The sequence below is a fragment of the Mesorhizobium sp. M3A.F.Ca.ET.080.04.2.1 genome (genome assembly GCF_003952525.1).
GTDB lineage: Bacteria > Pseudomonadota > Alphaproteobacteria > Rhizobiales > Rhizobiaceae > Mesorhizobium.
Window position 1 is genome coordinate 2,965,021 of record NZ_CP034451.1, and the last position, 25,364, is coordinate 2,990,384.

Genomic DNA, 25,364 nt, shown 5'->3' on the forward strand with positions numbered 1-25,364 from the left:
TCACTTATCCTTCTTCTTGTACATGGCGAGCATGCGCTGGGTGACGAGGAAGCCGCCGAAGATGTTGACCGAGACCAGCACCAGCGCGACGAAGCCGAAGCCCGCTGCAAGGCCGGAGGCAGCAATGCCGATGGCAAGCAATGCGCCGACGACGATCACCGAGGAGATGGCGTTGGTGACGGCCATCAGTGGCGTGTGCAGCGCCGGCGTCACCGACCACACGACGTAATAGCCGACGAAGATCGCCAGCACGAAGATGGCGAAGCGGAAGACGAAGGGATCGATGACGCCGCCGGAGAGAGCATGCGCGGCACCGCCGGCAGCGTCCGCGGCGGCGGGGGCGTTGGCCAGATCCTGGACCGCAAGGCGAACGGCGGCGGTGGCCTGATCGAGCTGGTCGAGGGCTTTCTGCAGCTGTTCCATCACGCTGTCCCTTTTGGCTTGGCGGCAGACTTCTTCGCCGTTGTCTTCCTAGCAGCTGGCTTCTCGGAGGCGTCGGCGACGATGGTCGTGGCCGGGATCGCGGCCGGTTCGGTGCGCGGCGCCTCGACCGCCCTGGCGAAGTTCGGATGCACGACCTTGCCGCCGTCGGTCAGCATGGTCGCCTTGACCAGTTCGTCGTCGCGCTTGATGGCAAGCTCCTTCGTCGCCTTGTCGACCATCGTTTCGAGGAAGGCATAGAGGTTCTTGGCATAGAGCAGCGAGGCGGACGCTGCGACGCGGCCGGGCACGTTGAGATGGCCGACGATCTTGACGCCGTTTTCTGTCGTCACGACCTTGCCGGCCTCCGCGCCCTCGACATTGCCGCCGCGCTCCACCGCAAGGTCGACGATCACCGAGCCCGGCTTCATCGAGGCGACCATGGCGGCCGAGACCAGCTTCGGCGCCGGACGGCCGGGGATCAGCGCCGTGGTGATGACGATGTCTTGCTTGGCGATGTGCTCGGCGGTCAGCGCCGCCTGCTTGGCCTGGTATTCCTTCGACATTTCCTTGGCGTAGCCGCCCGCCGTCTCGGCCGCCTTGAACTCCTCGTCCTCGACCGCCAGGAATTTCGCGCCGAGCGACTGCACCTGCTCCTTCACAGCAGGACGCACGTCGGTGGCGGTGACCACGGCGCCGAGCCGGCGCGCGGTGGCGATCGCCTGCAGGCCGGCGACGCCGACGCCCATGATGAAGGTCTTGGCCGCCGGCACGGTGCCCGCCGCCGTCATCATCATCGGCAGCGCGCGGTCATATTCGGCGGCCGCATCGACCACTGCCTGGTAGCCGGCGAGATTGGCCTGCGAGGACAACACGTCCATCACCTGCGCGCGGGTGATGCGGGGCATGAACTCCATGGAAAAGGCGGTGATGCCGGCCCTGGCCATCGCGGCAAGCGCCGCATCGTTGCCATAGGGATCCATGATGGCGATGACGGCAGCGCCCGACTTATAGCCCGTCAGCTCGCCGTCGGTCGGCCGGCGCACTTTCAGGACCACGTCGGCCTTCTTGGCGTCGGCGGCCGTTCCGATCGTGCCGCCGACAGCGGCAAAATCCTGATCGACGATGCGCGAACCGAGGCCGGCGCCCTTCTCGACGACCACATCGAAGCCGAGGCCCACCAGGCGCTTCACCGTCTCAGGCGAAGCCGCGACGCGCGGCTCGTTCGGGTCAACCTCACGAGGGATGAATACCGTCTGTCCCACCGCATGATCCTTTCGGCTGGAACCTGTTTGCGCAAGGCGTGCGCCGGGTTTCCCGGCGGGACGTCATTGGCAATGGGCTTTGGAAATCTATCGCAGAATGAAGGCGCCGGCGGCCATGATCAGCATGAACAGGATGGTCGCCGAGAAGAAGCCGCCAACGAAGAAGCCGAAGGCCATCGCCACGAGCAGGGCGACGCAGACGAGCGAGCCGTATTTGGCGAGCGCCAGGAAGGCCGCGTAGGTGCGGTCGTGCTCGGCATAGTCCATCTTCGCGCCCAGTTCGACAGGACCGGTCGGCGTGTGTTCGGCCATTAGGAGTACCCCTTCGAAGATATCTTCGAGGCACATAGCGAAAAGCCGAACGGAGAGCAATGGCGCTATTGCCGCACAGCAGGCGACAACAGCGTCAAACGAAAGTTGAAATTGGGGAGAGGACGGCGACCGGCGTTATGCGCCGCGATTCCTCGGTCTTTCAGGCCGCGAGATGCGGGAAAAGCCCGAGCAAGCCGACGACGATCAGGTAGAGCGCGACGATGTAGTTGAGCAGGCGCGGCATCACCAGGATGAGCACGCCGGCAATCAGCGAGATCAGCGGCGTGAGCGCGAGCGAATGGATGGTCATGTCGGTGTCCTTTCGAGGATTGCTGCCTGCAAGGCAAGTTGCCCCGCCCCCAAACGCGGATCGCGCCGGAAAGCTCCGCTGGGGCCATCACTCAGCCGTGAGGTCTCAGGCCGCCTCGTGGAAGTATTTTGCCGTCGGCAGGATGGTCAGTGGCGCGAGTTCGCCGGCATTGGGAGTGTCGAACAGCATGCGCTGCTCCATCGGCGTCGAACGGAAGAAAGGGAAGCGCGAGAAGGAGCGTTCGCGAATGGCCGCGACATTGGCGCGATAGAGCACGACTTGATAATTCAGGCCCGGGTAGTCTCGGAGCTCGCCGATCTGTTCCGAACAATAGATGCGGCGGTAGAATCCGGCATGTTCCGGCCGGATGGTAGAGAGGCAGTAAGGCGCATCGAAATAGAAGCACGCCATGCCGGCAAGTCTGAGCGTCAGGTAAGGAATTTGTGGGTATACGCGCGACCAGTCCGGATCAGCAGCGAAGCGGCTCGGGTCGACGAAATGCGCGCCGGCCGCGAGCATTGGCCGCAATATGTCGCCATAGACCGTCGTCGAAGGCGATTGCGGCGTCGCGCTGCAGGCATGGTGAATGCGCAGCGTGCTTACCAAAGTTCCGTCTATGTAGATGCCAAATTTGGAGCAGTTCTCTGCTTCGTCGAGATCGTCATGAACGATGTGGGCGGGATTTTCCGGCACCATATCGCTCATGCGGTAGGATTTGTAGCGCAACCTATATATGTCTTCGAGGTCTTCGCCCTTGTCGCAACGGCGATACTCGGTCCGCTCCAGGATTGTTGCGACATGACGGGCGAAACTCGATGTGTTGTAAGACGCATCTACTTCGCTTGCGCTCGCACGTTGGCGAAGCGCACTCATCTGCGCATCCATGCACTGTCCCCGTAAACTGCCGCCGCGTTGCAACCCTACGACAGGGCGGCAGGATGTAAAGATGAAAATGAGACAGAGGTCGTTTACCGAGGGTTAAGGTTAATATTCGGTAAAATTGCAATAAAATGCCGCGCTTTGGCGCAAATCTAGCGGCGTGCCGCTTTTCCGGCTGTCTCGATGTCCTTGGCGAAAGGCCAGACTGTGGTCGACATCGTCTCGATACCGGATGCGCTCAGCGCCGAGCCGAACAGGAAACCCTGCACCAAATCCGGTTTGACCTCCAGCGCCAAGATCTTGAGTTGTTCGAAGGTTTCTACGCCTTCGACCGTCACCGCGAGGCCGAGCGGCCGCGACAGACTGACGATGCCGCGCAGCAACTCCAGCGATCGGATGTTCTGGGTAACGTCGATGAGAAAAGAGCGGTCGATCTTGATCTTGTCGAGCGGCAGCTTGTGCAGATAGCTGAGGCTCGAATAGCCGGTGCCGAAGTCGTCAAGCGCAATGCGCACGCCCAGCTGCTTCAACTCCTCGATATACTGTCTTGTCAGCGACTTGTCGTCGAGCAGCGCCGTCTCGGTGACCTCGATCTCGAGGCGCTGGGGCGAAAGGCCCGAGGTCACCAGCGCATCCCGCACTTTGTGCACGACGTCGCGGTTGCGGAAATCCCTGGCCGAGAGGTTGACGGAAACGCTGGTTTGCGCCGGCCACTTCGCGCATTCCGCGCAGGCCGCCTGGAGCACGAAGCTACTTATCTCGGAGATAATGCCCATCTCCTCGGCCAGCGGGATGAAGATGCCGGGTGAAATCGGCCCGAGGTCGGGGTGATCCCAGCGGCAGAGCGCTTCGCAGCTTGCGATGCGCATCGAGCTCATCGCCACGATGGGCTGGTAGACGACCCGCAGTCCCTTGTTTTCAATGGCAGCGCGCAGATCGGCCTTCATCAGCTGGCGATTGCGGAAGGCGGCATCCATCGATGCCTCGAACAGCCGCCAACTGTTCTTGCCAAGCTCCTTGGCCTTGTAGAGGGCAAGGTCGGCTTTGACGATCATGGCGTCGACATCGGTGTCCCTGACCGTCGACAGCACCGCGCCGCCGCTGGCCTGGATGCGCAGGCCGTGGCCGGCGACGTCGACCTCGCCCTGCAGGTCGGCGAAAATCTCGTCCAGCAGGTTGTTGAGGTGGCTTTCGTCCTCGATACGATCGAAATAGATCATGAACTCGTCGCCGCCAAAGCGGCTGACATTGATGCCGGATCCTGCGATCGCCGAGAGCCGTTCGGCCACAGCGTAGATCAGCCCGTCGCCGACCGGATGGCCAAGCGTGTCGTTGACGCTCTTGAAGTCGTCCAGGTCGAGCACGGCGAGGCCGCAGAGCCGGTCGCGATCGCCGGAGGCCATCGCCTCGCCGACCAGCTCGTGGAAATAGGCGCGGTTCGGCAGGCCGGTGAGGTTGTCATAGCGCGCCATGAAGCGGATCTTTTCCTCCGCCTCGACACGGGCCGTCACGTCCTCGAAGGTGATCACGCCGAGTTCCTGGCTGCCTTCGCGCGCCGAGAACTCGTAGTGCTGGCCGTTGGCCAGCGAGACCAGCACCTTGCGGTCGCGCCCTTCGCGCAAAGCGCGCGTCAGCTGCGCCTCGATGTAGCGGCAGTCCTTCGGCGCCAGCATGCCGCCGGCCACGCCGCGCATCAGCAGGCCATGGATCGATCGCCCCAGCAGGGCATCCGCCGATCTCAGCGACATCAGATGCGCCGCCTCGGCATTGGCCACCGCAACGCGTCCGTCAGGCCCCAGCATGACCAGGCCATGCGACATGGTGTTGAGCGCGCGATTGAAGCGCTGGGCTATGCGACTGGCCTTCTTTTCCTCCGACAGCGCAGCAAAAAGCACCTCGCGGACCATGTCCGCGAAGCGCTTGATGGCGAACAAGAAAGGCGCCGATAGGAGACCAAGAATGAAATGGTATGGGTCCCCGCGCAGGATGAAGCCCAGCGAAATCGGCCAGGTCATCGTCATGATGAAGATCATGACCATGCGGGGAGAGCCATAATTGCGGCCGGCGATCGATGTGGCTGAAGCCAGGGTCACGCAGACGGCGGAGATCTCCGCGAAATTGTCATGCGCCAAATAGATGCCAACAAAACAGAAGGCACCCAACATCAAGCCATGCATCGAACCGTAGAGAATGTAGTCGTTCTCACGGCGGCGGGCTTCTTCCCAGTTCTTCGGCGAGGGCGCATTGCGGTATTTGCTGATGTTTCGCAGGCGAAGGAAAGCCACCGTCAGCAGTCCTGCGGCAACAGCGATGTAGGTGGGCTCCTTGGTCTTCCAGTAAACCAGGAAGACCAGCAAGGTCTGGGCGAAGAATCCGATAGATAGCGTCAGACCGTCGCGAAACAGGGTTTCCACGAACGGGATGTAGACGTCGACCGGGATCTCGTTTTTTCTTCGCAGATTCACGCCTGAATCCCAACCCTTGGGAGCCAAGGAGTGTCATATCCGCCTTAAGAAAGGTTTAGAGGGAGCTTTTTTGCCCCCGCAGTCAAGCGGGTTTCCGCAATGCAGGGTTGGGAATTTTAGCTTCAGGTAAATAAGCCGTATCGATCATTCCGCAGCCTGCAATTCCGGGCTTTCAGGCGTTTTTTGCAGACGCTCCAGCAGCCTGGAACGCTCGGCTGCCGCCACCTCGGCACTGGCCTGCCGGACATGGCCGTAGCCGCGGACGAGCGCAGGCACGGAGGCAAGCGCAGCGGCGGCTTCGATCCTGCCCGGCGCCAGCGATGCGGCGATCAGGCCAAGATCGGCCTCGTACTGCGCCAGCAGCTGCCGTTCCATGCGCCGCTCGGCGGTTCGGCCGAAGACGTCGAAGGTCGTTCCACGCAAGCCCTTCATCGCCGCCAGCAGGCGGAAGCCCTTCATCATCCACGGACCGAAGCTCGATTTCCTCGGGCTGCCGTCATTGCCGCGGCGGCCGAGAATTGGAGGCGCCAGGTGGAACTCGAGCTTGTCATAGCTCTGGAACTGCCTGGCGAGATCGGCGGCGAAGGAGCCGTCGGAGTAGAGCCGCGCCACCTCGTACTCGTCCTTGACGGCCATCAGCTTGAACAGGTTCTTCGCCGCGGCCGCGGTGACGGCGGTCGAGCCCGGCACCGCCTTCGCCTCGGCTTTGCGCAGCGCCGCGATCCTCTCGGCATAGCGCTTGCCGTAGGCGGCATTCTGGTAGGCGGTGAGGAAAGCGACGCGCCGGGCGATCATGGCGTCCAGCGTCTCGGCAGCCGCCGGCGCGGTCTTGCCTGACTGGCTGACCAGGCCGCGCACATAGTCCGGCTGATGCGCGGCGCGACGACCCCAGCGGAAGGCGGCGACATTCATCGCGACCGCTTCGCCGTTCAATTCTATTGCTCTTTCAATGGCTTGGGCCGACAGCGGCAGCCCGCCATGCTGGAACGCGAAGCCCAGCATGAACATGTTGGCCCCGAGCGAATTGCCGAACAGCACGGCAGCGGTGCGGGTGGCGTCGAAGAAGTGCGACTTTTCCTCGCCGGCCGCCGCGCGGATCGCCTTCTTCAGGCGCTCGACCGGCAGCGAGAAATCGGCGGAACGGGTGAATTCGCCGGGCATGATCTCGGCGGTGTTGGCGAGGAACATCGTGTGGCCCTCGCGCACCGCCGCGAGCACTTTCTTGGCCCCGGACACGACGAGGTCGCAACCGAGCACGAGATCCGCCTTGCCGGCCGAAACGCGGATGGCGTGGATGTCCTCCGGGGTGCGGGCAATGCGGACATGGGTGAACACTGAGCCACCCTTCTGGGCAAGGCCCGCCATGTCGATCATGCCGCAGCCCTTGCCTTCGAGGTGGGCAGCCATGCCGAGCACCGCGCCTATGGTGACGACACCAGTGCCGCCGACCCCGTCGATGATCGCCGCCCAGCCCTGCTCGTGAAGCGCAAACTCGGCCGGAGCGGGGACGCCGGCGAGCGGATCGTTGCTGCCGGCGACACCCTCGGCCTTCCTGATCTTGCCGCCATGCACCGTGACGAAGGACGGGCAGAAGCCGTTGAGACAGGAAAAATCCTTGTTGCAGCTCGACTGGTCGATCCTGCGCTTGCGGCCGAATTCGGTTTCGACAGGCTGGATCGAGACGCAATTGGACTGCACGCCGCAATCGCCGCAGCCCTCGCAGACCAGTTCGTTGATGAAGACGCGGCGGTCGGGGTCGGGGAAGGTGCCGCGCTTGCGGCGACGGCGCTTCTCGGCGGCGCAGGTCTGGTCGTAGATGAGCACCGAGACGCCGCTGACATCGCGCAGCTCGCGTTGGACAAGATCGAGGTCGTCGCGGTGGTGGATGGTGATGCCGGTCGGAAAGTCGGCCGTGCCGGCATATTTGCCCGGTTCGTCGGTAACGACGGCGATGCGGCCGACGCCTTCGGCGCGCACCTGCCTGGCGATCATGTCGACGGTCAGGCCGCCCTCGTGCGGCTGGCCGCCGGTCATGGCGACGGCGTCGTTATAGAGGATCTTGTAGGTGATGTTGGCACCGCTCGACAGCGCGAAGCGGATCGCCAGCAGGCCGGAATGGTTGTAGGTGCCGTCGCCAAGGTTCTGGAAGATGTGGCCGCGCTTCGAGAACGGCGCCTGGCCCACCCATTGCGCGCCCTCGCCGCCCATCGCCGTGAAGCCGACTGTGTTCCTGTCCATCCAAAGCGCCATGAAATGGCAGCCGATGCCGGCGGCGGCGAGCGAGCCTTCGGGCACCTTGGTCGAGGAATTGTGCGGACAGCCGGAACAGAAGAACGGCGTGCGCGAGCCGATGTCGACGGTGTCGGCGAGCATGGCCTGGAACTGGCGCAGTTTCGCCACACGTGCGGCGATCTCCTCCGAGCGACCGACGGTGCGCAGGATGCGCTCGCCGAGCGCAATCGCGATCTCGTTGGGATCGAGCGCGCCCTTGGCCGGGAACAGCCAGTCGCCACGCTCGTCCTTCTTGCCGATGATGACCGGCTGCATGGCAGTGCCATAGAGATTTTCGCGCAGCTGCAGCTCGATCAGCGAGCGCTTCTCCTCGACGACGACGATGGTGTCGAGGCCGCGCGCGAAGTCGGCAATGTGCTGGAGATCGAGCGGCCATGGGCAGCCGACCTTGAACAGGCGGATGCCGATGCGGTTGGCGGCCTGTTCGTCGACGCCGATGTCGTCCAGCGCCTGGCGGACATCGAGATAGCTCTTGCCGATGGTGATGACGCCAAGCTTCGGATTGCGGCCGCCGGAATAGACGATGCGGTTCAGCCCGTTGGCATGGATGAAGGCGGAAGCGGCGGCGCGCTTATGTTCGTGCAGCCGCTCCTCCTGCCCGAGCATGTCGATCTCGTGGCGGATGTTGAGACCGCCGGGCGGCATGTCAAAGTGAGGAACGACGATGTTCAGCCGCTCCAGCGAGGCGTCGACCGAGGCGGTCGATTCGATGTTGTCCTTGACGCATTTGATCGCCGCCCAGGTGCCGGCGAAACGCGACATGGCAAAGCCGTAGAGGCCGTAGTCGATGATCTCCTGGACACCGGCCGGGTTGAGGATCGGCACCATGGTATCGACGAACAGGAATTCTGTGGCGTGCGCGTTGGTCGAGGATTCGGCCATGTGATCGTCGCCCATCAGGGCGAGCACGCCGCCATGCTTGGAGGAGCCGGCGAGGTTGGCGTGGCGGAACACGTCGCCGGAACGGTCGACGCCCGGCCCTTTTCCGTACCAGACCGAGAAGACGCCGTCATGCGTGCCCTCGCCGAGCAATTCGGTCTGCTGCGATCCCCAGCAGGCGGTGGCGGCGAGTTCCTCGTTGAGCCCCGGCTGGAAGACGATATCAGCCTGCGCAAGCTGCTTCTTGGCCCTCCAAAGCTGCATGTCGAGGCCGCCGAGCGGCGAACCGCGATAGCCTGAGACGAAGCCCGCGGTGTTGAGGCCGGCGCGGCGGTCGCGCTCGCGCTGCATCAACAGCATGCGGATGACGGCTTGCGCGCCGGACAGGAAGATGCGCTCCTTGCCAAGGTCGAACTTGTCGTCGAGCGCGACGTCATGCAGCGTCATCAGGTATTTCCTTCGCGGAGGCGCGCGGAATCACGCGGCCTTCCTCGGAGTGCCATGCCGCAGTCTTTCTCCGCTTGCTAGAGAGGTCAAACGAAATCGCAGGGGCCAAGCCAGACGCAACAAGCGGTCCGCTCGGGGCTCGTGGGAGCACAGAACGACAAGGCCGACGCCACGCGCAAGCAAGAAAATTCCAGGGGCCGCGGCCTCAGGCAGGCTTGGGGCAGTCAGGCTTCGGCTCGTCGGGCAACTTGCCGTCGGGATGGCCGACCATGTCCTTGTTGAGCTCGTAGACCGGGCCGATCACAAGTGGCCTGTCGGGCAGCACCGATTGATCCATCGAGGAGGTCAGCGTGGTCTCGAAACTCTGCAGCAGCTTGCCATTGGCATCCTCGATGCGGATCGAGACCGAATAAGGCTTGTCCTTCACCACGCATGTCAGCGGCGGGCTGGTGAGCGTGACATGCGGCAGCTTCGGCCAGATCTTCTGGTTGACGATGATCGGGTCACCGCCGGCCGGGTTCTGGAAGCTAACCACTGCGACCTGGCCCTCGCCCATCGGCCGCAGCGGGTTGAGGGTTATGACATAGGTGGCGATGCCAAGCCGGTAGTTGAACTCGAACAGCTTGCCGGAAATGGCGAAGAGCTGCTCCTTGCCGGAATCGCGGCAAGCGCCGAGCACCGTCGCCGCAAGCAAGGCCGTGCCGACAACCACCGAACGGACGAACTTTCTAGACATTGCCTGCCTCCCTGGCCACCGTGCGGCGGCGATAATGGCGATTTGCCTTCTGTCTGTTGCCGCACACCTTCATGTCGCACCAGAGGCGGCTGGAGTTGCGGCTGCGATCGACGAACAGCCAGCTGCAGTTGGGACAGATCCTGAGCCTGGCCACCGTCTCGTCACGCAGCAGCGACAGCGCCGAGACGGCGAGCGCCGCCTCGAATGCAATCGGCGTCGCCGGATCACCGAATGGCCGCCCGGGCGCGCCGACCTCGGTCGAGCTGCCGGCCAGCCCCGCGGCGCAGGCCGACAGGAAAGCCGGCAGATCGACGGTGGCAATGGCCCCTTGCGCAACGGCATGGCGGAACAGTCGGTCGGTAGCCTCGCGGATCGACAGCACGAGCGGTGCAATCCGGTCGGGCGCGCCCGCTTCCAATCGCCGCCCGCCGAGCTCGGCGGCGCGAAAGCCGCTGGCCGCCTGGGCGAAACGTACGATCTCGGCCGGATCGTCGAAACGGTCGAAAGTCTTTTGCGGATCGTTGCGCAGCACCACCGTGTTCGCCGCGTCGAGCGCGAGAATGCCGCCGGTGAAGCGATGCGGGGTCCAGGATACAGTCATGGTGGAAATCTAACCGATAAAACCTATTTGACAAGTTAGATTCCGAATGCAACGCTCCCATCGGGGCCGGATCGCGCGGTCCCGAGGATGCTGCATGCTTTACTTCCTCCAGCAGGTGCTGAACGGGCTGCATTCGGGCGCGCTCTATGCGCTGCTCGCCTTCGGCTATGTGCTGACCAACGGCATCCTGCACCGCACCAATCTCGCCTATGGCGCGCTGTTTGCCTTTTGCGGACATACGATGATCCTGACCGCCGCCTTTGGTTACCAGGCGCTGTGGCTGACACTCTTCGCCTCCGTCGCGCTCGGCATCGTTGCCGCCCTGCTTTATGCGGCGCTGATCAGCCAGATCCTGTCGCGCAGCGTCTTCGAAAAGCTCGCCGACCGCTCACCCAATGCCATCGTGGTGACGACGCTCGGCATCCTTTTGTTCCTGTCCGAAGCGAGCCGCATCGCCGCCGACACCCATGATCTGTGGCTGCCGCCGATGCTGGCCCAGCCGGTCGTCTTCGCCGAGGAGGCTGGCTTCAAGGTGACGCTGACGCTCATCCAACTGCTCGACTGTGCCGGCGTGCTGGCCATCGTGGCGCTGGCGGCGTGGGGTTTCGCCCATTCGCGCTACGGACGCGCCTGGCGCGCCGTGTCGGACGACCCGAGGGCGGCTGCCATGTGCGGCATCGACGTCACCGCGGTGTTCCGCCGCGCGGTGCTTTACGGCGGCTTGTGCGCGGCCCTGGCCGGCGTGCTCGCCGGCCTCTATTACGGCAACATCAGCTTCGGCACCGGCCTGGTCTACGGGCTGAAGATCCTGTTCATCACGGCGGTCGGCGGCTATCTCTCGCCGCTCAGGGCGGCGCTCGGCGCGGCTGCCTTCGGCATGGCCGAATCGCTTTGGGCCGGCTATTTCCCGCTCGAATGGCGCGATGCGTGGATGTATCTGTTCCTCGTCGCCATGCTGGTGCTGATCGGCGCCGGCCGCGACCAAACGAAGGTCGCCTGATTCACAATCAGACTTTGGTTGCATGGCGTGCCCTGAGGCCGCCTGTTTGGCGCGGTGCGCGCTGGATGGCGCAGCCGCTCGACCATTGCGTTGTTGACCATCCGGACCACGCGCTGCATACCGTTGGACCAGATGGTGCCACCCCAAGGGGAAAATAGGGCGCATCTCCGGCACGAGGGAGGAAATGCATGGCAGGGCTGCTCGCTCTATCCAGGACCATCGACCGCCTGAACGAGTTCATCGGACGATGGGTGTCGTGGCTGATCCTGCTCGCGATCCTGGTGAGCGCCGGAAACGCCATCATCCGCAAAGTGCTCGACACCTCCTCCAACGCCTGGCTGGAGCTGCAATGGTACCTGTTCGGCGCCGCCTTCATGCTGGCGGCCGCCTACACGCTCAAGCAGAACGACCATATCCGCATCGACATCGTCTACGGCATGTTTTCCCGCCGCGTGCAGCACTGGATCGACCTTCTCGGCCACCTGTTCTTCCTGATGCCGTTCGTGGTCCTGATGGTGATCTATTTCGTGCCTTACGTGTCGCTGTCGTTCCGCAGCGGCGAGATGTCGACCAATGCAGGCGGCCTGATCGTATGGCCGGCAAAAGCCATCCTGCTCGCCGGCTTCTTCCTGCTGGCGCTGCAGGGCATCTCCGAGATCATCAAGAAGATCGCCATCATGCGGGGCGACATGGACGATCCCAATCCATTCATATCCGCGCACGACCAGGCCAAGATCGAAGCCGAGGCGCTTGCCGAAGAAGCCAAGGCGCTGGCCGGCGAGGTGCGCTCATGATCGAGTTCATCGCGCAGAACATGGCGCCGATCATGTTCGCCTCGCTGATCATCTTCCTTTTGATCGGCTACCCGGTCGCCTTCTCGCTCGCCGCCAACGGCCTCCTGTTCTTCTTCATCGGTGTGCTCTTGTCGCCCTATTCGGGCGGATCGATCAATCTTGCCTGGCCACTTCTCTACGCATTGCCGGAGAATTTCTACGGCAACCGGGTCATGTCGAACGAGACATTGCTGGCGATTCCCTTCTTCACCTTCATGGGCATCGTGCTGGAACGATCCGGCATGGCCGAGGACCTGCTCGACACCATCGGCCAATTGTTCGGGCCGATCCGCGGCGGCCTTGCCTATGCGGTGATCTTCGTCGGCGCGCTGCTTGCCGCCACGACCGGCGTGGTGGCGGCCTCCGTCATCGCCATGGGCCTGATCTCACTGCCGATCATGCTGCGCTACGGCTATGACCGGCGGCTCGCCTCAGGCGTGATCGCGGCCTCCGGCACGCTTGCCCAGATCATCCCGCCCTCGCTGGTGCTGATCGTGCTTGCCGACCAGCTCGGCCGCTCGGTCGGCGACATGTATGCGGGCGCCCTGATCCCCGGCCTGGTGCTGACCGGCATCTACATGCTCTACATCCTGATCATGTCGATCGTCCGGCCGAATTCGATGCCGGCGCTGCCTGTTGAGGCGCGCACGCTCGGCCACGGCGTGATCTCGCTCATTGTCGCCTTGCTGGTCGCGGGTGCGATCTCCTATGCCGCCTATCGCTACCTCGCGCCGACACATGGCAACAATGCCGACATCCTCGGCGCCACAGTCGGCGTCGTCGTGATCTACATCGTGGCGATCGCCGACCAGCGCCTCAACATCCACATGATGTCGAAGCTGGCGCAGCAGGTGGTAATCGTGCTGATCCCGCCGCTGGCGCTGATCTTCCTGGTGCTCGGCACCATCTTCCTCGGCATCGCCACGCCGACCGAAGGCGGCGCAATGGGTGCTGTCGGCGCGCTCATCATGGCGGCGTTCAAAGGTCGCCTGAGCATGGACGTCATCAGGCAGGCGCTGGCCTCGACGACGCGGCTGTCCTCCTTCGTGCTGTTCATCCTGATCGGCGCGCGGGTCTTCTCGCTCACCTTCTACGGCGTCAATGGACAGAAATGGGTAGAGCACCTGCTAATCTCCCTGCCCGGCGGCGAGATCGGCTTCCTGATCGGCGTCAACGTCCTGGTGTTCGTGCTCGCCTTCTTCCTCGATTTCTTCGAGCTCGCCTTCATCATCGTGCCGCTGCTCGCGCCCGCCGCCGAAAAGCTCGGCATCGACCTGATCTGGTTCGGCGTGCTGCTCGGCGTCAACATGCAGACCAGCTTCATGCATCCGCCCTTCGGCTTCGCGCTGTTCTACCTGCGCTCGGTGGCGGCACGCGTGCCTTATCTCGACCGCATCACCGGCAAGAAAATCGCGCCGGTCACGACTGGCCAGATCTACTGGGGCGCGGTGCCCTTCGTCTGCATCCAGGTGATCATGATCGCGCTCACCATCGCCTTCCCGCAAATGGTGATGCGCTACAAGGGCGCTGCCGTCGAGCCGAGCACGATCGACATCCAGCTGCCGGGTATGCCGGGACTGACACCGCTCGGTGCGCCGCCGGCCGACACTGGCGCGGCGCCTGCGAATGGAGGCGCGACGCCGGCCGCTCCCGCCGCGCCCGGCACGCCCGATCTCTCGCAGCCGCCGAATTTCGGCGATACGGCCCCAGCCAAGCCGGCCGCGCCTGCGCCGGACCTTTCGCAGCCGCCAAAATTCTGAGGTGATGCGATCATGAGAGCAGTCCGGCTCGAAGCCATCGGCAGCATCGCAATGCGCGAGGTGGAGAAGCCCGCTCCGGGACCGGACGATGTGCTGGTGCGGATCGAAGCCTGCGGCGTCTGCGGCACCGACAGGCATCTTCTGCATGGCGAATTTCCATCGAAGCCGCCGGTGACGCTCGGGCACGAATTCTGCGGCATCGTCGAGGCCGTCGGGCCAGATGTTGCCGGCATCTCGATCGGCGACCGCGTCACCGGCGATCCCAACATTTCCTGCGGGCGCTGCAGCCACTGCCGGGCCGGCCGGGTCAATCTGTGCAGCAATCTCCGGGCGATCGGCATCCACCGCGACGGCGGCTTCGCCGACTATGTCGTGATGCCGCAAAGCCAGGCCTTCCTGCTGCCCGCCAGCCTCAAGCCGACGCACGGCGCCTTCTGCGAGCCGCTGGCCTGCTGCCTGCATGGCGTCGACCTCGCCGGCATCCGGCCGGGCGCCTCGGTGGTCGTGCTCGGCGGCGGCGTCATCGGCTTGCTCACCGTGCAACTGGCGAAGCTCGCCGGCGCGGCGACCGTCATCCTGTCGACCAGGCAGGCCTCCCGCCGCGCGCTCGCCGAAGAACTCGGCGCCACGGCAACGGTCGATCCAAGTTCCGCCGATCCCGTCGAGACCATCGCCGGACCCGGCGGCGTGGTTCCTGGCGGCGTCGACGTGGTGCTCGAATGCGCCGGCGTTCCCGACACGGTCGAGCAATCCATGCGGCTGGCGAAGCCGGGCGGCACTGTGGTGATCGTCGGCGTGATGCCTCAAGGGCAGAAGGTTGCCTTCGAACCCTTCGATGTCCTGTTCCGCGAACTGAAGGTGCTGGGCTCCTTCATCAATCCTTTCACGCACCGGCGCGCGGCCGACCTCGTCGCCTCGGGCGCGATCGAGATCGACAAACTGATATCGAGACAGGTCGGTCTCGAAGACGCTCCGGCGGTGATCTCCAACCCGGCCGCCTCGGGCGAGGTCAAGGTGCTGGTGCTGCCCGGCCGGGACTGACGTAGAGCCTGGCGCCAATGCCGGAGGCACGAGGTTGAATTTTCGGCCGTCCATGGCGATTAATCGCCGAAGCCTGCGCCGCCCCTCTGCCGGGACCTTCTCCCCGTAGGTGACGGGGAGAAGGGGCTAATCGCCTCTTACAGCTTGCCGTTGCGCTGCTGCACCATCATGAAGGTGTCGTAGTTGTATTCGGCGACCTGAGCCCAGAGATAGTGCTCCTTGCGGAAGCCCTTGATGGAGTCCCAGATCTTCTTGAACGGCACGTTCGAGGCCTCCATCTCGGCGTAGACCTCGTTCGCCTTCTCGAAGCAGGCGGCCATGATCTCCTGGCTGAACGGCTGCAGCTTGGCTCCGGCGGCCACCAGCCGCCTCACCGCGGGCGGGTTCACGAAGTCATACTTCTGCAGCATGTCAGCGTCGGTTGCCTGAGCGGCGGCGCGGACCAGCGCCTTGTAGGCCGGCGAAAGCTCCTCGTATTTGGCCTTGTTGAACATCAGGTGCACGGTCGGGCCGCCTTCCCACCAGCCGGGATAGTAGTAATAGGGCGCGACCTTGTAGAAGCCGAGCTTCTCGTCATCATAGGGACCGACCCATTCGGCGGCGTCGATCGTGCCCTTTTCCAGCGCCGGATAGATGTCGCCGCCGGCGATCTGCTGCGGCACGACGCCGAGCTTCTGCACCACTTTGCCGGCAAAGCCCCCGATGCGCATCTTGAGGCCGGAAAGGTCGGCGACGGTATTGATCTGCTTGCGGAACCAGCCGCCCATCTGCACCCCGGTGTTGCCGCCGGGCAGACCGAAAAGCCCTTGCGTGGCCAGGAACTCGTTGAAGAGGTCGATGCCGCCGCCATGGTAGTGCCAGGCGTTCATGCCGCGCGCGTTGAGCGAGAACGGCACCGCAGCACCCAGCGCCCAGGTTGGGTCCTTGCCCCAGTAATAGTAAGCCACCGTGTGGCAGGCCTCGACGGTACCTGCAGCGGTGGCGTCCGCCGCCTGCAGGCCCGGCACCAGTTCGCCGGAGGCGAAGACCTGAACCTGGAAATTGCCGTCGGTCGCTTCCGACAGCATCTTGGAGAAGACTTCGGCGCCGCCATAGATCGTGTCGAGCGATTTCGGGAAGGACGATGCCAGCCGCCACGTCACTTTCGGATTGGACTGGGCTATGGCCGGCGTGGCAAGCGCCGCGGCCGCCGCCGCGACACCGACGCCGGACGCACCGGCCTTGCGGATGAATGAACGACGATCCATGCAGTTTCCTCCGTTTTGGATCAACACACCGACGCGCGGACATCCTCGCTGTCCTGATCGGCTGCGCGAACAATACACGGGCGAGATGTCGAGTCCAGCATCGCGGGCAGGCTGCAACCATAGTCTAACGCCAGTCCGCCGTGGCCCATCCGCAGAGGCGAACTTGCCATGGCAAAGTGCCCTCGGATCGCCTATTTAATAGGCAGAGTAATTCCTTAGCTCTGGGAACCGCGTCCAAAATGCAGCAGCCGCTCGTTGCCGTCTCGTCCGATGTCCGCCAGTTCGACAACTACACCTGGCATGCCGCCCCGCAGCAATATCTCGAGGCGGCGATCGCCGGCGCAGGCGTCTTCCCGCTCGTGGTGCCTTCCTTCGGCGATCAGCTCGATCTCGACGAACTGCTGTCTTCCGTCGACGGCGTCATGATCACCGGTTCGAAGTCCAATGTGCATCCTTCGCTCTATGGCGGCGATCCGAACGAACGGAACGGTCCTTACGATCCCGCGCGCGACGCCACGACGCTGCCGCTGATTCGCAAGGCCATCGAGCGCGGCGTGCCACTGCTTGCCATCTGCCGCGGCATCCAGGAACTGAATGTGGCGCTGGGCGGCACGCTGGCCACGGAGATCCAAGAGCGCGAAGGCTCGCTCGACCACCGCGCGCCGGCGAGCGACAATCAGGACGAGCGCTTCGCCATCCGCCAGACCGTTTCGATCGAGCCGGGAAGCTGCCTGGCCAGTGTTTTCGGCGTTGGCGACATCACGGTGAATTCCGTGCACCGGCAGGGCATCGAGCTGCTCGGTTCAAGGCTGCAAGTCGAGGCGCTCGCCGGCGACGGGACGATCGAGGCCGTCTCGGTCAAGGACTCCCGCGCTTTCGCGGTCGGCGTTCAGTGGCACCCCGAATATTGGGTGAAGTCCGACAGCGCGTCGGCCAAGATCTTCCGCGCCTTTGGCGACGCGGTGCGCCTGCATGCCTCGGCGAAGGCCGGCTCGCGAGCGGCGGCGGAATAGACGCAGCCGAGTAATTCAAAGACTATTCATCGCTGCGAAGCGCCAGCAGCGGCGTCGCGGGCGCGTAGGATTCGTAGCCATCGCCATCGGCAACGCCGAAGGTGACGATCGGGTCGACGCCGTTCTCGCTGAAAGCGACCGAGCCGTCCGCCTGCTCGCGCCAGAATTTCACTTGTTCGATGCCCGGCATCAATACACGGCAGTTCGGAGCGACGGTCAGCCGCGACAGGCCGGCCGACACCTCGGCGCCGCGCTCGACGGCGCAGGTTTCCTCGCCATTGGCAGTCAGGTGGTAAATGCCTGACGGCGCGGCTTCCGGGGCCGTGGTCTGGCCATTGCCGCCGGGCAGGAACTGAGTGCTCCCAAACATCGCAAAGGACGCAACCAAGCCCACCAGCAACTTCACCCTGATTCTCCACTTGTTAACCAAGTATGGAGAATGATTTCAAAGAGTTAAGCGTGGGTTAAGAATGTCGCCACCGGCTCGTCAGGGACGCGCCTTGACGTTGACGGTCTCGGGCACCGGGGTCAGCGCTCGTCGCTCACCGAACCAGGCAATCAGATTGTCGACACAGAGATCGGCCATGGCGCGGCGCGTGTGGTGCGACGCCGAGCCGACATGCGGCAGCAGGGATGTGTTGGGGGCGTCGAGCAGGGCCTGCGGCACGTTCGGTTCGTCGGCAAAGACATCGAGCCCAGCGGCGGCGATGGTGCCGTTGGCAAGGGCAGCGGCAAGCGCCGCCTCGTCCACCACGCTGCCGCGGCCGATATTGACGAGAACGCCGTTCGAGCCGAGCGCCAAGAGGATATCGGCATTGATGGCCTTCTCCGTCGAGGCGCCGCCCGGCGCCACGCAGATCAGCGTGTCGACCGCCTCGGCAAGGCTCATCAACGTCGAGTGATATTCATAGGACAAGCCCTCCACCTTGCGGCGGTTGTGGTAGGCGATCGGCAGGCCGAAGGCCTCAAGGCGCCGGGCGACGGCAAGGCCGATGCGGCCCATGCCGAAGATGCCGATGCGCCTGCCTCGCAAGGTCAGCCGGCTCAGGCGGTAGTCGCCCTTGTTCATCCAGCCGCCGTCGCGCAGCCATTTCTCGGCGTTGTAGAGTTCTCGCACGGTGTTGATCAACAGGCCGATCGCGGTGTCCGCCACCTCCTCGGTCAGGACGTCCGGCGTGTTGGTGACCATCACGCCGCGCGCGGCCGCATGGCCGGCGTCAACCGAATCATAGCCGACGCCAAAATTGGCGATGATTTCAAGATTGGGCAGCGCGTCGATCATCGCAGCATCGATGCCGCCGTAGGAGGCGATGCCGCGCACCGTCTGGCGCATTTCCTCGGAGAGCAGCGACGGATCGGCGCGCTCGATACGCACGCATTGGAAGGCTTGCTCTATCCGGCCGCGGGCATGTTCGTGGAAAGGACCCGGCACCAGGATGGCGACCGGGAATTTTGCTTCGGCTCTTGTCATTGGCGCTCCATCGGTTTGCCGGTGGACTGGCGCACGTGCAGCTCCGGCTTGATCAGTTCCTGCGAGGGCCGCACGGCTTGCCCGTTCAGCTTGTCGAGCAGCGCGCTGGCGGCGCGGCGGCCGACCTCGCGCTGGCCATTCCAGACCGTTGTCAGCGCCGGAGTCGCGATTGCGGCCTCTTCGAGATCGTCATAACCGGTGACCGAGATGTCGACGCCCGGCACGAGCCCTGCCCGCGCAATGCCGTTCATCAGTCCGATGGCGACGAGATCGTTCCAACAGCAGGCTGCGGTCGGCTTGTCCTTGAGCGCCAGGAACTGCCCGGCGGCCTCGAAGCCTGCCTGCTTGGTGCGCGGCCCGGGAATGCGCCAGGACGGCTTGACTTCCAGCCCGGCCGCTTCCATGGCGTTGACATAGCCCTGGTAGCGGTCGCGGCCGGTCGAGGTCTGGTCCGTGCCGCCGATCATGGCGATACGCTTGTGGCCTAGCGAGATCAGGTGATTGGTGGCCAGGGCGGTGCCATAGGCGTCATCGCCGCGAAACACCGGCACGTCCGCTCCAGCGACGGTGCGCGCGATCAGCACGGCCGGCAGGCCGTTTTCCTCGGCCATGATGATGTCTTCGGCCGGCGTGCCGATGGCCGGCGACATGATGACCCCGTCGGCGCCGAGTTGCAGCAGCGTATCAATGAAGGTGCGCTGCTTTTCCAGTTGGTCATAATGGTTCGAAAGAATGAAAGTCTGGCGGCTGCGATCGAGCTCGCTTTCGATCGAGCGCAGGATTTCGGCAAAGAACGGATTCATGATGTCGTGCACCACGACGCCGACAATGCCGGAGCGCGAGGTGCGCAGGCTGGCGGCGCGGCGGTTGTAAATATAGCCGATGGCGCGGGCATGTTCCTTGATGCGCTCGCGCGTGGTGCCAGCGACCAATGGGCTGTCGCGCAGCGCCAGCGATACCGTTGCCGTGGACACGCCGAGCGCATCCGCGATCGTAGAAAGCTTGATCTTCTGTGCCAGCCCTCAGTCCCCCGGACTTTTAAACTGTTTAAAGGGGGCCTTATGCCATCGATCCAGGGCAAATCAAAGTTTTTTTGCCAGGGTCTCGGCTTCGGTATCGACGGAGGCTGAATTGCGCAGACGCAACCGATGCTCGCGATGGATGATATAGAGGCCGCTGGCGACGATGATGGCGGCCCCCAGCAACGTCCAGCGGTCGGGAAACTGGTGGAAGATGAGCCAACCCGAAATGATCATCCACACCATCTGAGAATAAGGATAAGGCGCCAGCGCCGTGGTGGTCGCCAGGCGGTAGGCCTGCACCAGCAGCCAGTGGCCGCCGGCGCCGAAGACGCCAAGCATCATCAGGATGAACCAGTGCCAGCCATCCTGCGGCAGCGACAGCGAAAAGGGCAAGGTCGGCAGGAGCAGCACCGCCGGCGCCAGCGCCGAGAACAGGATCAGGCTTTCCGGGGTCTCCGTCGACGACATGCGCCGGGTCATGATGACGTAGAAGCTGTTCGACAGCATCGATCCGAGCGCGAACAGATGCCCGACGCCGAACACGCCGACGCCCGGCCGGGTAATGATGAGAACGCCGGCTAAGCCGGTGAGGATTGCCAGCCAGCGCCGCCAGCCCGCCCATTTTCCCAGCAGCGGTCCCGCAAGTGCCGTGATCACCATCGGGCCGAAGAAGTAGATCGACGTGGTTTCGGCCAGTTGCAGCGTGCGCAGCGCCAAAACGTTGAAAATCGTCGAGCCGAACAAGAGCAAGCCGCGCAGGATGTGAGCCGGCAGGTTGTCGGCGCGGAAGCGCGACGGCTCGCGCCAGCCGCGCAGAAAGAGGCCGACAATCAGGACATGGACGGTGAAGCGGGCCCAGGCGACGATCAGCGCCGAGACACCGGCGAGCACCAGATACTTGCTTGAGGTGTCGAGGAAGGTGAAGCAGACATAGACGCACAGCATCAACAGCATCGCCGCCGGCGGCGTTGCGCTTTCGTCGTGGCTTTTGGGAACGTTCAAGATCGGGCCGAGCTAAGGTAGATGCCCGCCTTTTGCGGCAATCGCCGCTGGGCGGCAAGCCAAAAGCGACTGGCCCAACAAGCGCTCAGGACAGGCTCAGTCTCGCGGTCAATCAGGCATGCATGCGGGCGCCCTTGGTGATCTTGTCGACCAGCCTCTTTTCGGCACGCAGCGCAATGCCGACCACTTTGGCGTCATCCGGCGCGAACTCGGCGAAGACGGCGCGGTTGGCCGCATCATGGCCGGTCGCGAACATCTCCTCGACATAGGCGGACGCCGTCACGCCGCGCTCCAGGGTCCGGCGATGGATGGTGCCGAGCGTCGGCCCGTCGGCCGAGAGCACGATGACGGGCTGGATCGAGAGCGGATTGAAAAGGTTGCCGACGCGGTCGCGATAGGGCTCGCCGATGATCTGAGGACATTGCGCGACGATGCCGCTGGTCAAGAAAGCGGTGACGTTGAGCTTCTGCCAGACGGCGAGGTCTTCCCTGAGCACGATTGCAAATTTCGTATCGAACACCAAAATGTTTCTCCAGGATGGACCTTGATGAGCAGGCGATGGAGCGCGGTCTAGGCGGTGAGGCGCAGCAAGGTCTTGAACGTTCGTGCGCGGATGTGATCACCCGGGGCGACCGGATCGTTTCGGCGCCCGGCGCTACCGGCCTCGAGCGCATCGAGGCACACTTTCATGGCAACGCCTTCGACCTGCACCGCCACGACACCTACGCCATCGGCGTGACGCTCGATGGCGTACAGCGCTTCCACTATCGCGGCGCGCTGCAACACAGCCTGCCCGGCCAAGTCATCGTGCTGCATCCCGACGAACTGCACGACGGCGGCGCCGGAACCGAAGACGGGCTGCGCTACAGGATCCTCTATCTGGAGCCGTCGCTGCTGCTCGATTGCCTCGGCGGCGCGCCGCTGCCTTTCGTCCGCGACGCCGTGGTGAGCGACCCGGCGCTGCGCGACACGCTGCTTTCAGCCTTGGCGCCGCTCGGCGAGGAACTCGACGAGCTGTTTGTCGCCGATTTCATTGCGCAGTTGGCACAGCATCTGCAGCGTCACGCCGGACAGCCGGCAAGATCGACGGGCAAGACGGCATGGCGCGCCGCCGCCCTTGCGCGCCACTATCTGGAAGAGAATGCCGAGCGGTCGGTCCGTTCCGACGAGTTGGAGGCCGTCACCGGCCTCGACCGCTACGCGCTGTCACGACATTTCCGCGCGACCTATTCGACCAGCCCGCATCGCTTTCTCCTGATGCGAAGACTGCAGCGGGCCCGGCGCATGATCGAAGCGGGAGAGCCGCTGGCCGAAATAGCTGCGGCGGCCGGCTTCAGCGACCAGAGCCATTTCAACCGGCATTTCAAGAAGGCGTTCGGAGTGACGCCGGGACGCTGGGGAGGGCTGGTGCGAAGCGCGACGCGCAGTGTCGTCGCCGAACCGCAAGAGGCCGGTGATAGCTCTTAGGCGCGACCCGCAGCGTCGTCGTCCTTTCCGCTAAGCCGCCGATGCTTGGGTAGAGCGTGAAGCGACGACGCTGCGCGTTCGCCTATGTCGCACGAGACGACGCTTACGCGTCGCTCTTTTGGGGGCAACGCTGGCGCACTGCACCGCGACGACGCTTGCGCGTCGCGCCTTACGCGTGGCGCATCAATCATCCAACTCGGCGTCGTCGTCGATCAGCACGAGGTCTTCGTTCGAGAGATTGGCCTCGATACGGGCAAGCAGCTTGAACAGCGCCTTCTGGTCCTTCTTGTCGAGGCCCCTCAGCGCCTGCTTCTCGGTCTTCTTAACCGACTTCTCGATGGCGCGGATGGTTTCGCGGCCGGTATCGGTCAGAAAGATATGGGCCTGCCGAGCATCCGCGTTGGAGGCGCGCTTGTCCAGGAAACCCTGTGCCTGCAGCCTGTTGATGGTCTTGGTGATGGTCGGCGGACGAACGCCCAGCCGCCCGGCCAGATTGCCCGGAGTCTGGCCGTCCTCACGATCGAGCGCCAGCATGATCTGGTCCTGGCCGGCGTAGAAGCCATGCGCCAGGAGCCGCGCCGCCAGCGCCGTTCGCGCCAGCCGCGCCGCCGAATGCAGCCGGCTCATTGTCGCTGCCTTGTCCGCCTTGGCCATGGTCATTCCCTCTTCGGCCGAACCGGTCCGGCCAGCATAGAGGCTGTCCAGCGGCAGGCAAATGACGATTTGACGAGTCCGGCTTGCAAACGCTTTGCCGGCAAGCATTTCCGTGCTCGCCGTGGCTATGCCAGATGTTTATTTCAGTTAGATGACAAACGACTTTCCCGGCTGGAGACTCTCAGGCGGGCGCGACAAAGGACGAATGGAGTCGCTCAGCCGGCCTTCACCGCGACAACCAGGAGCGCCTGGTAGGCGTCCGCCGCCTCACGCAGGGCGGCCTGCGACAGGGTTCCCGCTCGTCTTGCTATGCTGTCCCGCGCATTGGAGGTATCGCGTTTGCCGGCGCGCTCGGTGTAGGGCGGGACGGTGGAAAAGACGCGGTCGCTGAGCGCATCGGGAAAGAACATCTGGCCGGTCATAACCGAGCGGTCGTCCGGAAACACCTTGAAGTGGATATGGACGGTGCGGCCGCGGTACCAGCCGGGATAGATCGTGGCGAACGACACGACGCCGCCTTCGCCGGTCTTCTGCCAACCGCGCAGAAAGGTCTGTCCCGAGGTATCGACATCCTGGCCGTCGCCTTGGCCGGGATAGCCGGAATAGTGGCCCTGGGCGTCGCAATGCCAGATGTCGACCCGAGCACCGACAAGCGGCCGGCAGCTGGCATCGACCACCTGCAGCCGGACAGCGAGGCCGATGCCGCTCCTTCCCTCGGTGATGTCGGAGCGCTCGAGCTTCGGGTCGAAATAGAACGGCCCTTCGGTCACCTCTGGCATGATGGCGCAGACGCCGGCGCCGGCGTCGAACAAGGCAAGTCCGGCATAGGGCGAATTCTGCGCGGAGCGCGCTGTGGATGACAGGAATACCCCGCCGCCGGCGGTCACGGCGATGAGGCCGAGTGCCTGACGGCGGTTCAACGACAAGGACGACGACTCGTCGTTCATTTGGCGCCTTTCTGACGGGTTGCCTGATCCATCGTTTGCTGCGTGCAAAAGCGTGGCACACGTCCTATATGGAGCCGACAATCCCCCTTTTCGAGACCGCAGTTTTCCAGGTCCAGACTTTCGAGGCAAGACATGAGCGACGCACAGACGCAGATCCCCGTAACGGTGCTGACCGGCTATCTTGGCGCCGGCAAGACGACGCTGCTCAACCGCATCCTGTCGGAGAACCACGGCAAGCGTTACGCCGTCATCGTCAACGAGTTCGGCGAGATCGGCATCGACAACGACCTGATCGTCGAATCCGACGAGGAAATCTACGAGATGAACAATGGCTGCGTGTGCTGCACGGTGCGCGGCGACCTGATCCGCGTCGTCGAGGGCCTGATGCGTCGGCCCGGCCGCTTCGACGCCATTGTGGTCGAGACCACCGGCCTTGCCGATCCGGTGCCGGTGGCCCAGACCTTCTTCATGGATGACGACGTGCGCTCCAAGACCAAGCTCGACGCGGTGGTGGCGCTGGTCGATGCCAAGCATTTGCCGCTCCGGCTGAAAGACTCCAAGGAGGCCGAGGACCAGATCGCCTTTGCCGACGTCGTGGTGCTGAACAAGACCGATCTCGTTAATGCGGAAGAGCTCGAAAGGGTCGAGGCGACGATCCGCGCCATCAATCCGGCGGCCCGGATCCATCGCACCACCCGCGCCGGCGTGGCGCTGGACGAGGTGCTCGACCGCGGCGCCTTCGACCTGTCGCGCGCGCTCGAGAACGATCCGCATTTCCTCGAGGCGCATGATCACGACCATGAATGCGGCCCGGATTGCGATCACGACCACCATCACCACCATCATGACGGGCATGACCACCACGATCACGCCCATCCATCGGACATCCATGACGTGACGGTGAAGTCGGTGTCGCTGCGCGGCGGCGAGATGGACCCGAAGAAGTTCTTCCCCTGGATCGAGAAGGTGACCCAGATGGAAGGGCCGAACATCCTGCGGCTGAAAGGCATTATCGCGCTCAAGGGCGACGACGAGCGCTATGTTTTGCAGGGCGTGCACATGATCCTCGAGGGCGACCACCAGCGCGCCTGGAAGGATGGCGAGAAGCACGAGAGCCGCCTGGTCTTCATCGGCCGCGATCTCGACGAAGAGCGGCTAAGGAAGAGTTTCGAGGCCTGCCAGGCGGCTTGATTTCCCGACTTTGAGACGGTAGCGCTGCGCTTTCTTCCTTCTCCCCTTGTGGGAGAGGGCCAGGCCGCATCTGGGTGCGCTAGCGTTGCCCGCACGGTGCTGATCATAAA

The 25,364-nt window shown here is 64.0% G+C and carries 23 protein-coding genes and 1 pseudogene; 7 read left to right on the top strand and 17 right to left on the bottom strand.

The window, feature by feature from the left end:
* The 9 genes and pseudogenes from EJ074_RS14125 to EJ074_RS14165 all read right to left on the bottom strand — a co-directional run bounded on the left by EJ074_RS14125 (position 1) and on the right by EJ074_RS14165 (position 10,606).
* On the bottom strand, positions 1 to 423 hold the full coding sequence (locus EJ074_RS14125; RefSeq protein ID WP_095806756.1) for a proton-translocating transhydrogenase family protein: 423 nt from the start codon (positions 421 to 423) through the stop codon (positions 1 to 3).
* The gene (locus tag EJ074_RS14130) at positions 423 to 1,685 is read right to left on the bottom strand and encodes a Re/Si-specific NAD(P)(+) transhydrogenase subunit alpha (RefSeq protein WP_095806757.1); all 1,263 of its coding nucleotides are present in this window, start codon (positions 1,683 to 1,685) and stop codon (positions 423 to 425) included. Before EJ074_RS14130 ends, EJ074_RS14125 begins: the two co-directional genes overlap by 1 nt.
* An 87-nt stretch (positions 1,686 to 1,772) precedes the next feature.
* Positions 1,773 to 1,997: an aa3-type cytochrome c oxidase subunit IV gene (locus EJ074_RS14135; protein WP_095806798.1), complete on the bottom strand. Its 225-nt coding sequence runs from the start codon at positions 1,995 to 1,997 to the stop codon at positions 1,773 to 1,775.
* Between the two features lie 160 nt (positions 1,998 to 2,157).
* Positions 2,158 to 2,307: a DUF3096 domain-containing protein gene (locus EJ074_RS14140; protein ID WP_095806758.1), complete on the bottom strand. Its 150-nt coding sequence runs from the start codon at positions 2,305 to 2,307 to the stop codon at positions 2,158 to 2,160.
* A 105-nt stretch (positions 2,308 to 2,412) separates the two neighbouring features.
* Complete coding sequence (locus EJ074_RS14145) at positions 2,413 to 3,180, bottom strand: hypothetical protein (RefSeq protein WP_245420375.1); 768 nt, start codon at positions 3,178 to 3,180, stop codon at positions 2,413 to 2,415.
* Between the two features lie 158 nt (positions 3,181 to 3,338).
* Positions 3,339 to 5,651, bottom strand: coding sequence for an EAL domain-containing protein (locus tag EJ074_RS14150; protein ID WP_095806760.1), 2,313 nt, complete (start codon positions 5,649 to 5,651; stop codon positions 3,339 to 3,341).
* 144 nt (positions 5,652 to 5,795) lie between these two features.
* Positions 5,796 to 9,278, bottom strand: a pseudogene (locus EJ074_RS14155) (indolepyruvate ferredoxin oxidoreductase family protein); the annotation flags it as partial.
* A gap of 196 nt (positions 9,279 to 9,474) precedes the next feature.
* Positions 9,475 to 10,005, bottom strand: a complete 531-nt coding sequence (locus tag EJ074_RS14160; protein ID WP_095806762.1) for a hypothetical protein — start codon at positions 10,003 to 10,005, stop codon at positions 9,475 to 9,477.
* Positions 9,998 to 10,606, bottom strand: a complete 609-nt coding sequence (locus tag EJ074_RS14165; RefSeq protein ID WP_095806763.1) for a CGNR zinc finger domain-containing protein — start codon at positions 10,604 to 10,606, stop codon at positions 9,998 to 10,000. Before EJ074_RS14165 ends, EJ074_RS14160 begins: the two co-directional genes overlap by 8 nt.
* A gap of 94 nt (positions 10,607 to 10,700) precedes the next feature.
* On the opposite strand from EJ074_RS14165, the gene EJ074_RS14170 reads away from it, so the two are divergent.
* The 4 genes from EJ074_RS14170 (at position 10,701) to EJ074_RS14185 (ending at position 15,240) form a co-directional block, all read left to right on the top strand.
* A complete protein-coding gene (locus EJ074_RS14170) occupies positions 10,701 to 11,606 on the top strand; it encodes a branched-chain amino acid ABC transporter permease (RefSeq protein WP_095806764.1) in 906 nt (301 codons plus the stop codon).
* A 188-nt stretch (positions 11,607 to 11,794) separates the two neighbouring features.
* Positions 11,795 to 12,400 carry a TRAP transporter small permease subunit gene (locus tag EJ074_RS14175; RefSeq protein WP_095806765.1) on the top strand — a complete coding sequence of 202 codons (606 nt, stop codon included), beginning with the start codon at positions 11,795 to 11,797 and terminating at the stop codon, positions 12,398 to 12,400.
* Complete coding sequence (locus EJ074_RS14180; RefSeq protein WP_165349934.1) at positions 12,397 to 14,199, top strand: TRAP transporter large permease subunit; 1,803 nt, start codon at positions 12,397 to 12,399, stop codon at positions 14,197 to 14,199. Before EJ074_RS14175 ends, EJ074_RS14180 begins: the two co-directional genes overlap by 4 nt.
* A gap of 12 nt (positions 14,200 to 14,211) precedes the next feature.
* Positions 14,212 to 15,240, top strand: a complete 1,029-nt coding sequence (locus tag EJ074_RS14185) for a zinc-dependent alcohol dehydrogenase family protein (RefSeq protein WP_095806766.1) — start codon at positions 14,212 to 14,214, stop codon at positions 15,238 to 15,240.
* Positions 15,241 to 15,377: 137 nt separating this feature from the next.
* Here the strand turns inward: EJ074_RS14185 and EJ074_RS14190 are convergent, their stop codons facing one another.
* On the bottom strand, positions 15,378 to 16,487 hold the full coding sequence (locus EJ074_RS14190) for a TRAP transporter substrate-binding protein (RefSeq protein WP_095806767.1): 1,110 nt from the start codon (positions 16,485 to 16,487) through the stop codon (positions 15,378 to 15,380).
* 239 nt (positions 16,488 to 16,726) lie between these two features.
* Here EJ074_RS14190 and EJ074_RS14195 point away from each other — a divergent pair, with 239 nt between their 5' ends.
* On the top strand, positions 16,727 to 17,500 hold the full coding sequence (locus EJ074_RS14195) for a gamma-glutamyl-gamma-aminobutyrate hydrolase family protein (protein WP_095806768.1): 774 nt from the start codon (positions 16,727 to 16,729) through the stop codon (positions 17,498 to 17,500).
* Positions 17,501 to 17,522: 22 nt separating this feature from the next.
* Here EJ074_RS14195 and EJ074_RS14200 read toward each other — a convergent pair whose 3' ends face one another.
* The 5 genes from EJ074_RS14200 to EJ074_RS14220 form a co-directional block, all read right to left on the bottom strand.
* Positions 17,523 to 17,906: a hypothetical protein gene (locus tag EJ074_RS14200; protein WP_165349935.1), complete on the bottom strand. Its 384-nt coding sequence runs from the start codon at positions 17,904 to 17,906 to the stop codon at positions 17,523 to 17,525.
* 81 nt (positions 17,907 to 17,987) lie between these two features.
* Positions 17,988 to 18,971 (bottom strand): 2-hydroxyacid dehydrogenase, encoded by a 984-nt coding sequence (locus tag EJ074_RS14205; protein ID WP_095806769.1) that lies wholly within the window; start codon positions 18,969 to 18,971, stop codon positions 17,988 to 17,990.
* Positions 18,968 to 19,990, bottom strand: a complete 1,023-nt coding sequence (locus tag EJ074_RS14210; protein WP_129553536.1) for a LacI family DNA-binding transcriptional regulator — start codon at positions 19,988 to 19,990, stop codon at positions 18,968 to 18,970. Before EJ074_RS14210 ends, EJ074_RS14205 begins: the two co-directional genes overlap by 4 nt.
* A 63-nt stretch (positions 19,991 to 20,053) precedes the next feature.
* A complete protein-coding gene (locus EJ074_RS14215) occupies positions 20,054 to 20,938 on the bottom strand; it encodes a DMT family transporter (protein ID WP_165350080.1) in 885 nt (294 codons plus the stop codon).
* Positions 20,939 to 21,107: 169 nt separating this feature from the next.
* Positions 21,108 to 21,515 carry a DUF2000 family protein gene (locus EJ074_RS14220; RefSeq protein ID WP_095806772.1) on the bottom strand — a complete coding sequence of 136 codons (408 nt, stop codon included), beginning with the start codon at positions 21,513 to 21,515 and terminating at the stop codon, positions 21,108 to 21,110.
* 38 nt (positions 21,516 to 21,553) lie between these two features.
* Here EJ074_RS14220 and EJ074_RS14225 point away from each other — a divergent pair, with 38 nt between their 5' ends.
* A complete protein-coding gene (locus tag EJ074_RS14225; protein ID WP_095806801.1) occupies positions 21,554 to 22,462 on the top strand; it encodes an AraC family transcriptional regulator in 909 nt (302 codons plus the stop codon).
* Positions 22,463 to 22,645: 183 nt separating this feature from the next.
* Here the strand turns inward: EJ074_RS14225 and EJ074_RS14230 are convergent, their stop codons facing one another.
* Both EJ074_RS14230 and EJ074_RS14235 read right to left on the bottom strand, forming a co-directional pair.
* Positions 22,646 to 23,116 carry a MarR family transcriptional regulator gene (locus EJ074_RS14230; RefSeq protein WP_095806802.1) on the bottom strand — a complete coding sequence of 157 codons (471 nt, stop codon included), beginning with the start codon at positions 23,114 to 23,116 and terminating at the stop codon, positions 22,646 to 22,648.
* Between the two features lie 215 nt (positions 23,117 to 23,331).
* A complete protein-coding gene (locus tag EJ074_RS14235) occupies positions 23,332 to 24,063 on the bottom strand; it encodes an intradiol ring-cleavage dioxygenase (protein ID WP_095806773.1) in 732 nt (243 codons plus the stop codon).
* 132 nt (positions 24,064 to 24,195) lie between these two features.
* Between EJ074_RS14235 and EJ074_RS14240 the strand changes: the two genes are divergently transcribed.
* Positions 24,196 to 25,254 carry a GTP-binding protein gene (locus EJ074_RS14240; protein ID WP_095806774.1) on the top strand — a complete coding sequence of 353 codons (1,059 nt, stop codon included), beginning with the start codon at positions 24,196 to 24,198 and terminating at the stop codon, positions 25,252 to 25,254.
* Positions 25,255 to 25,364 lie beyond the last annotated feature (110 nt).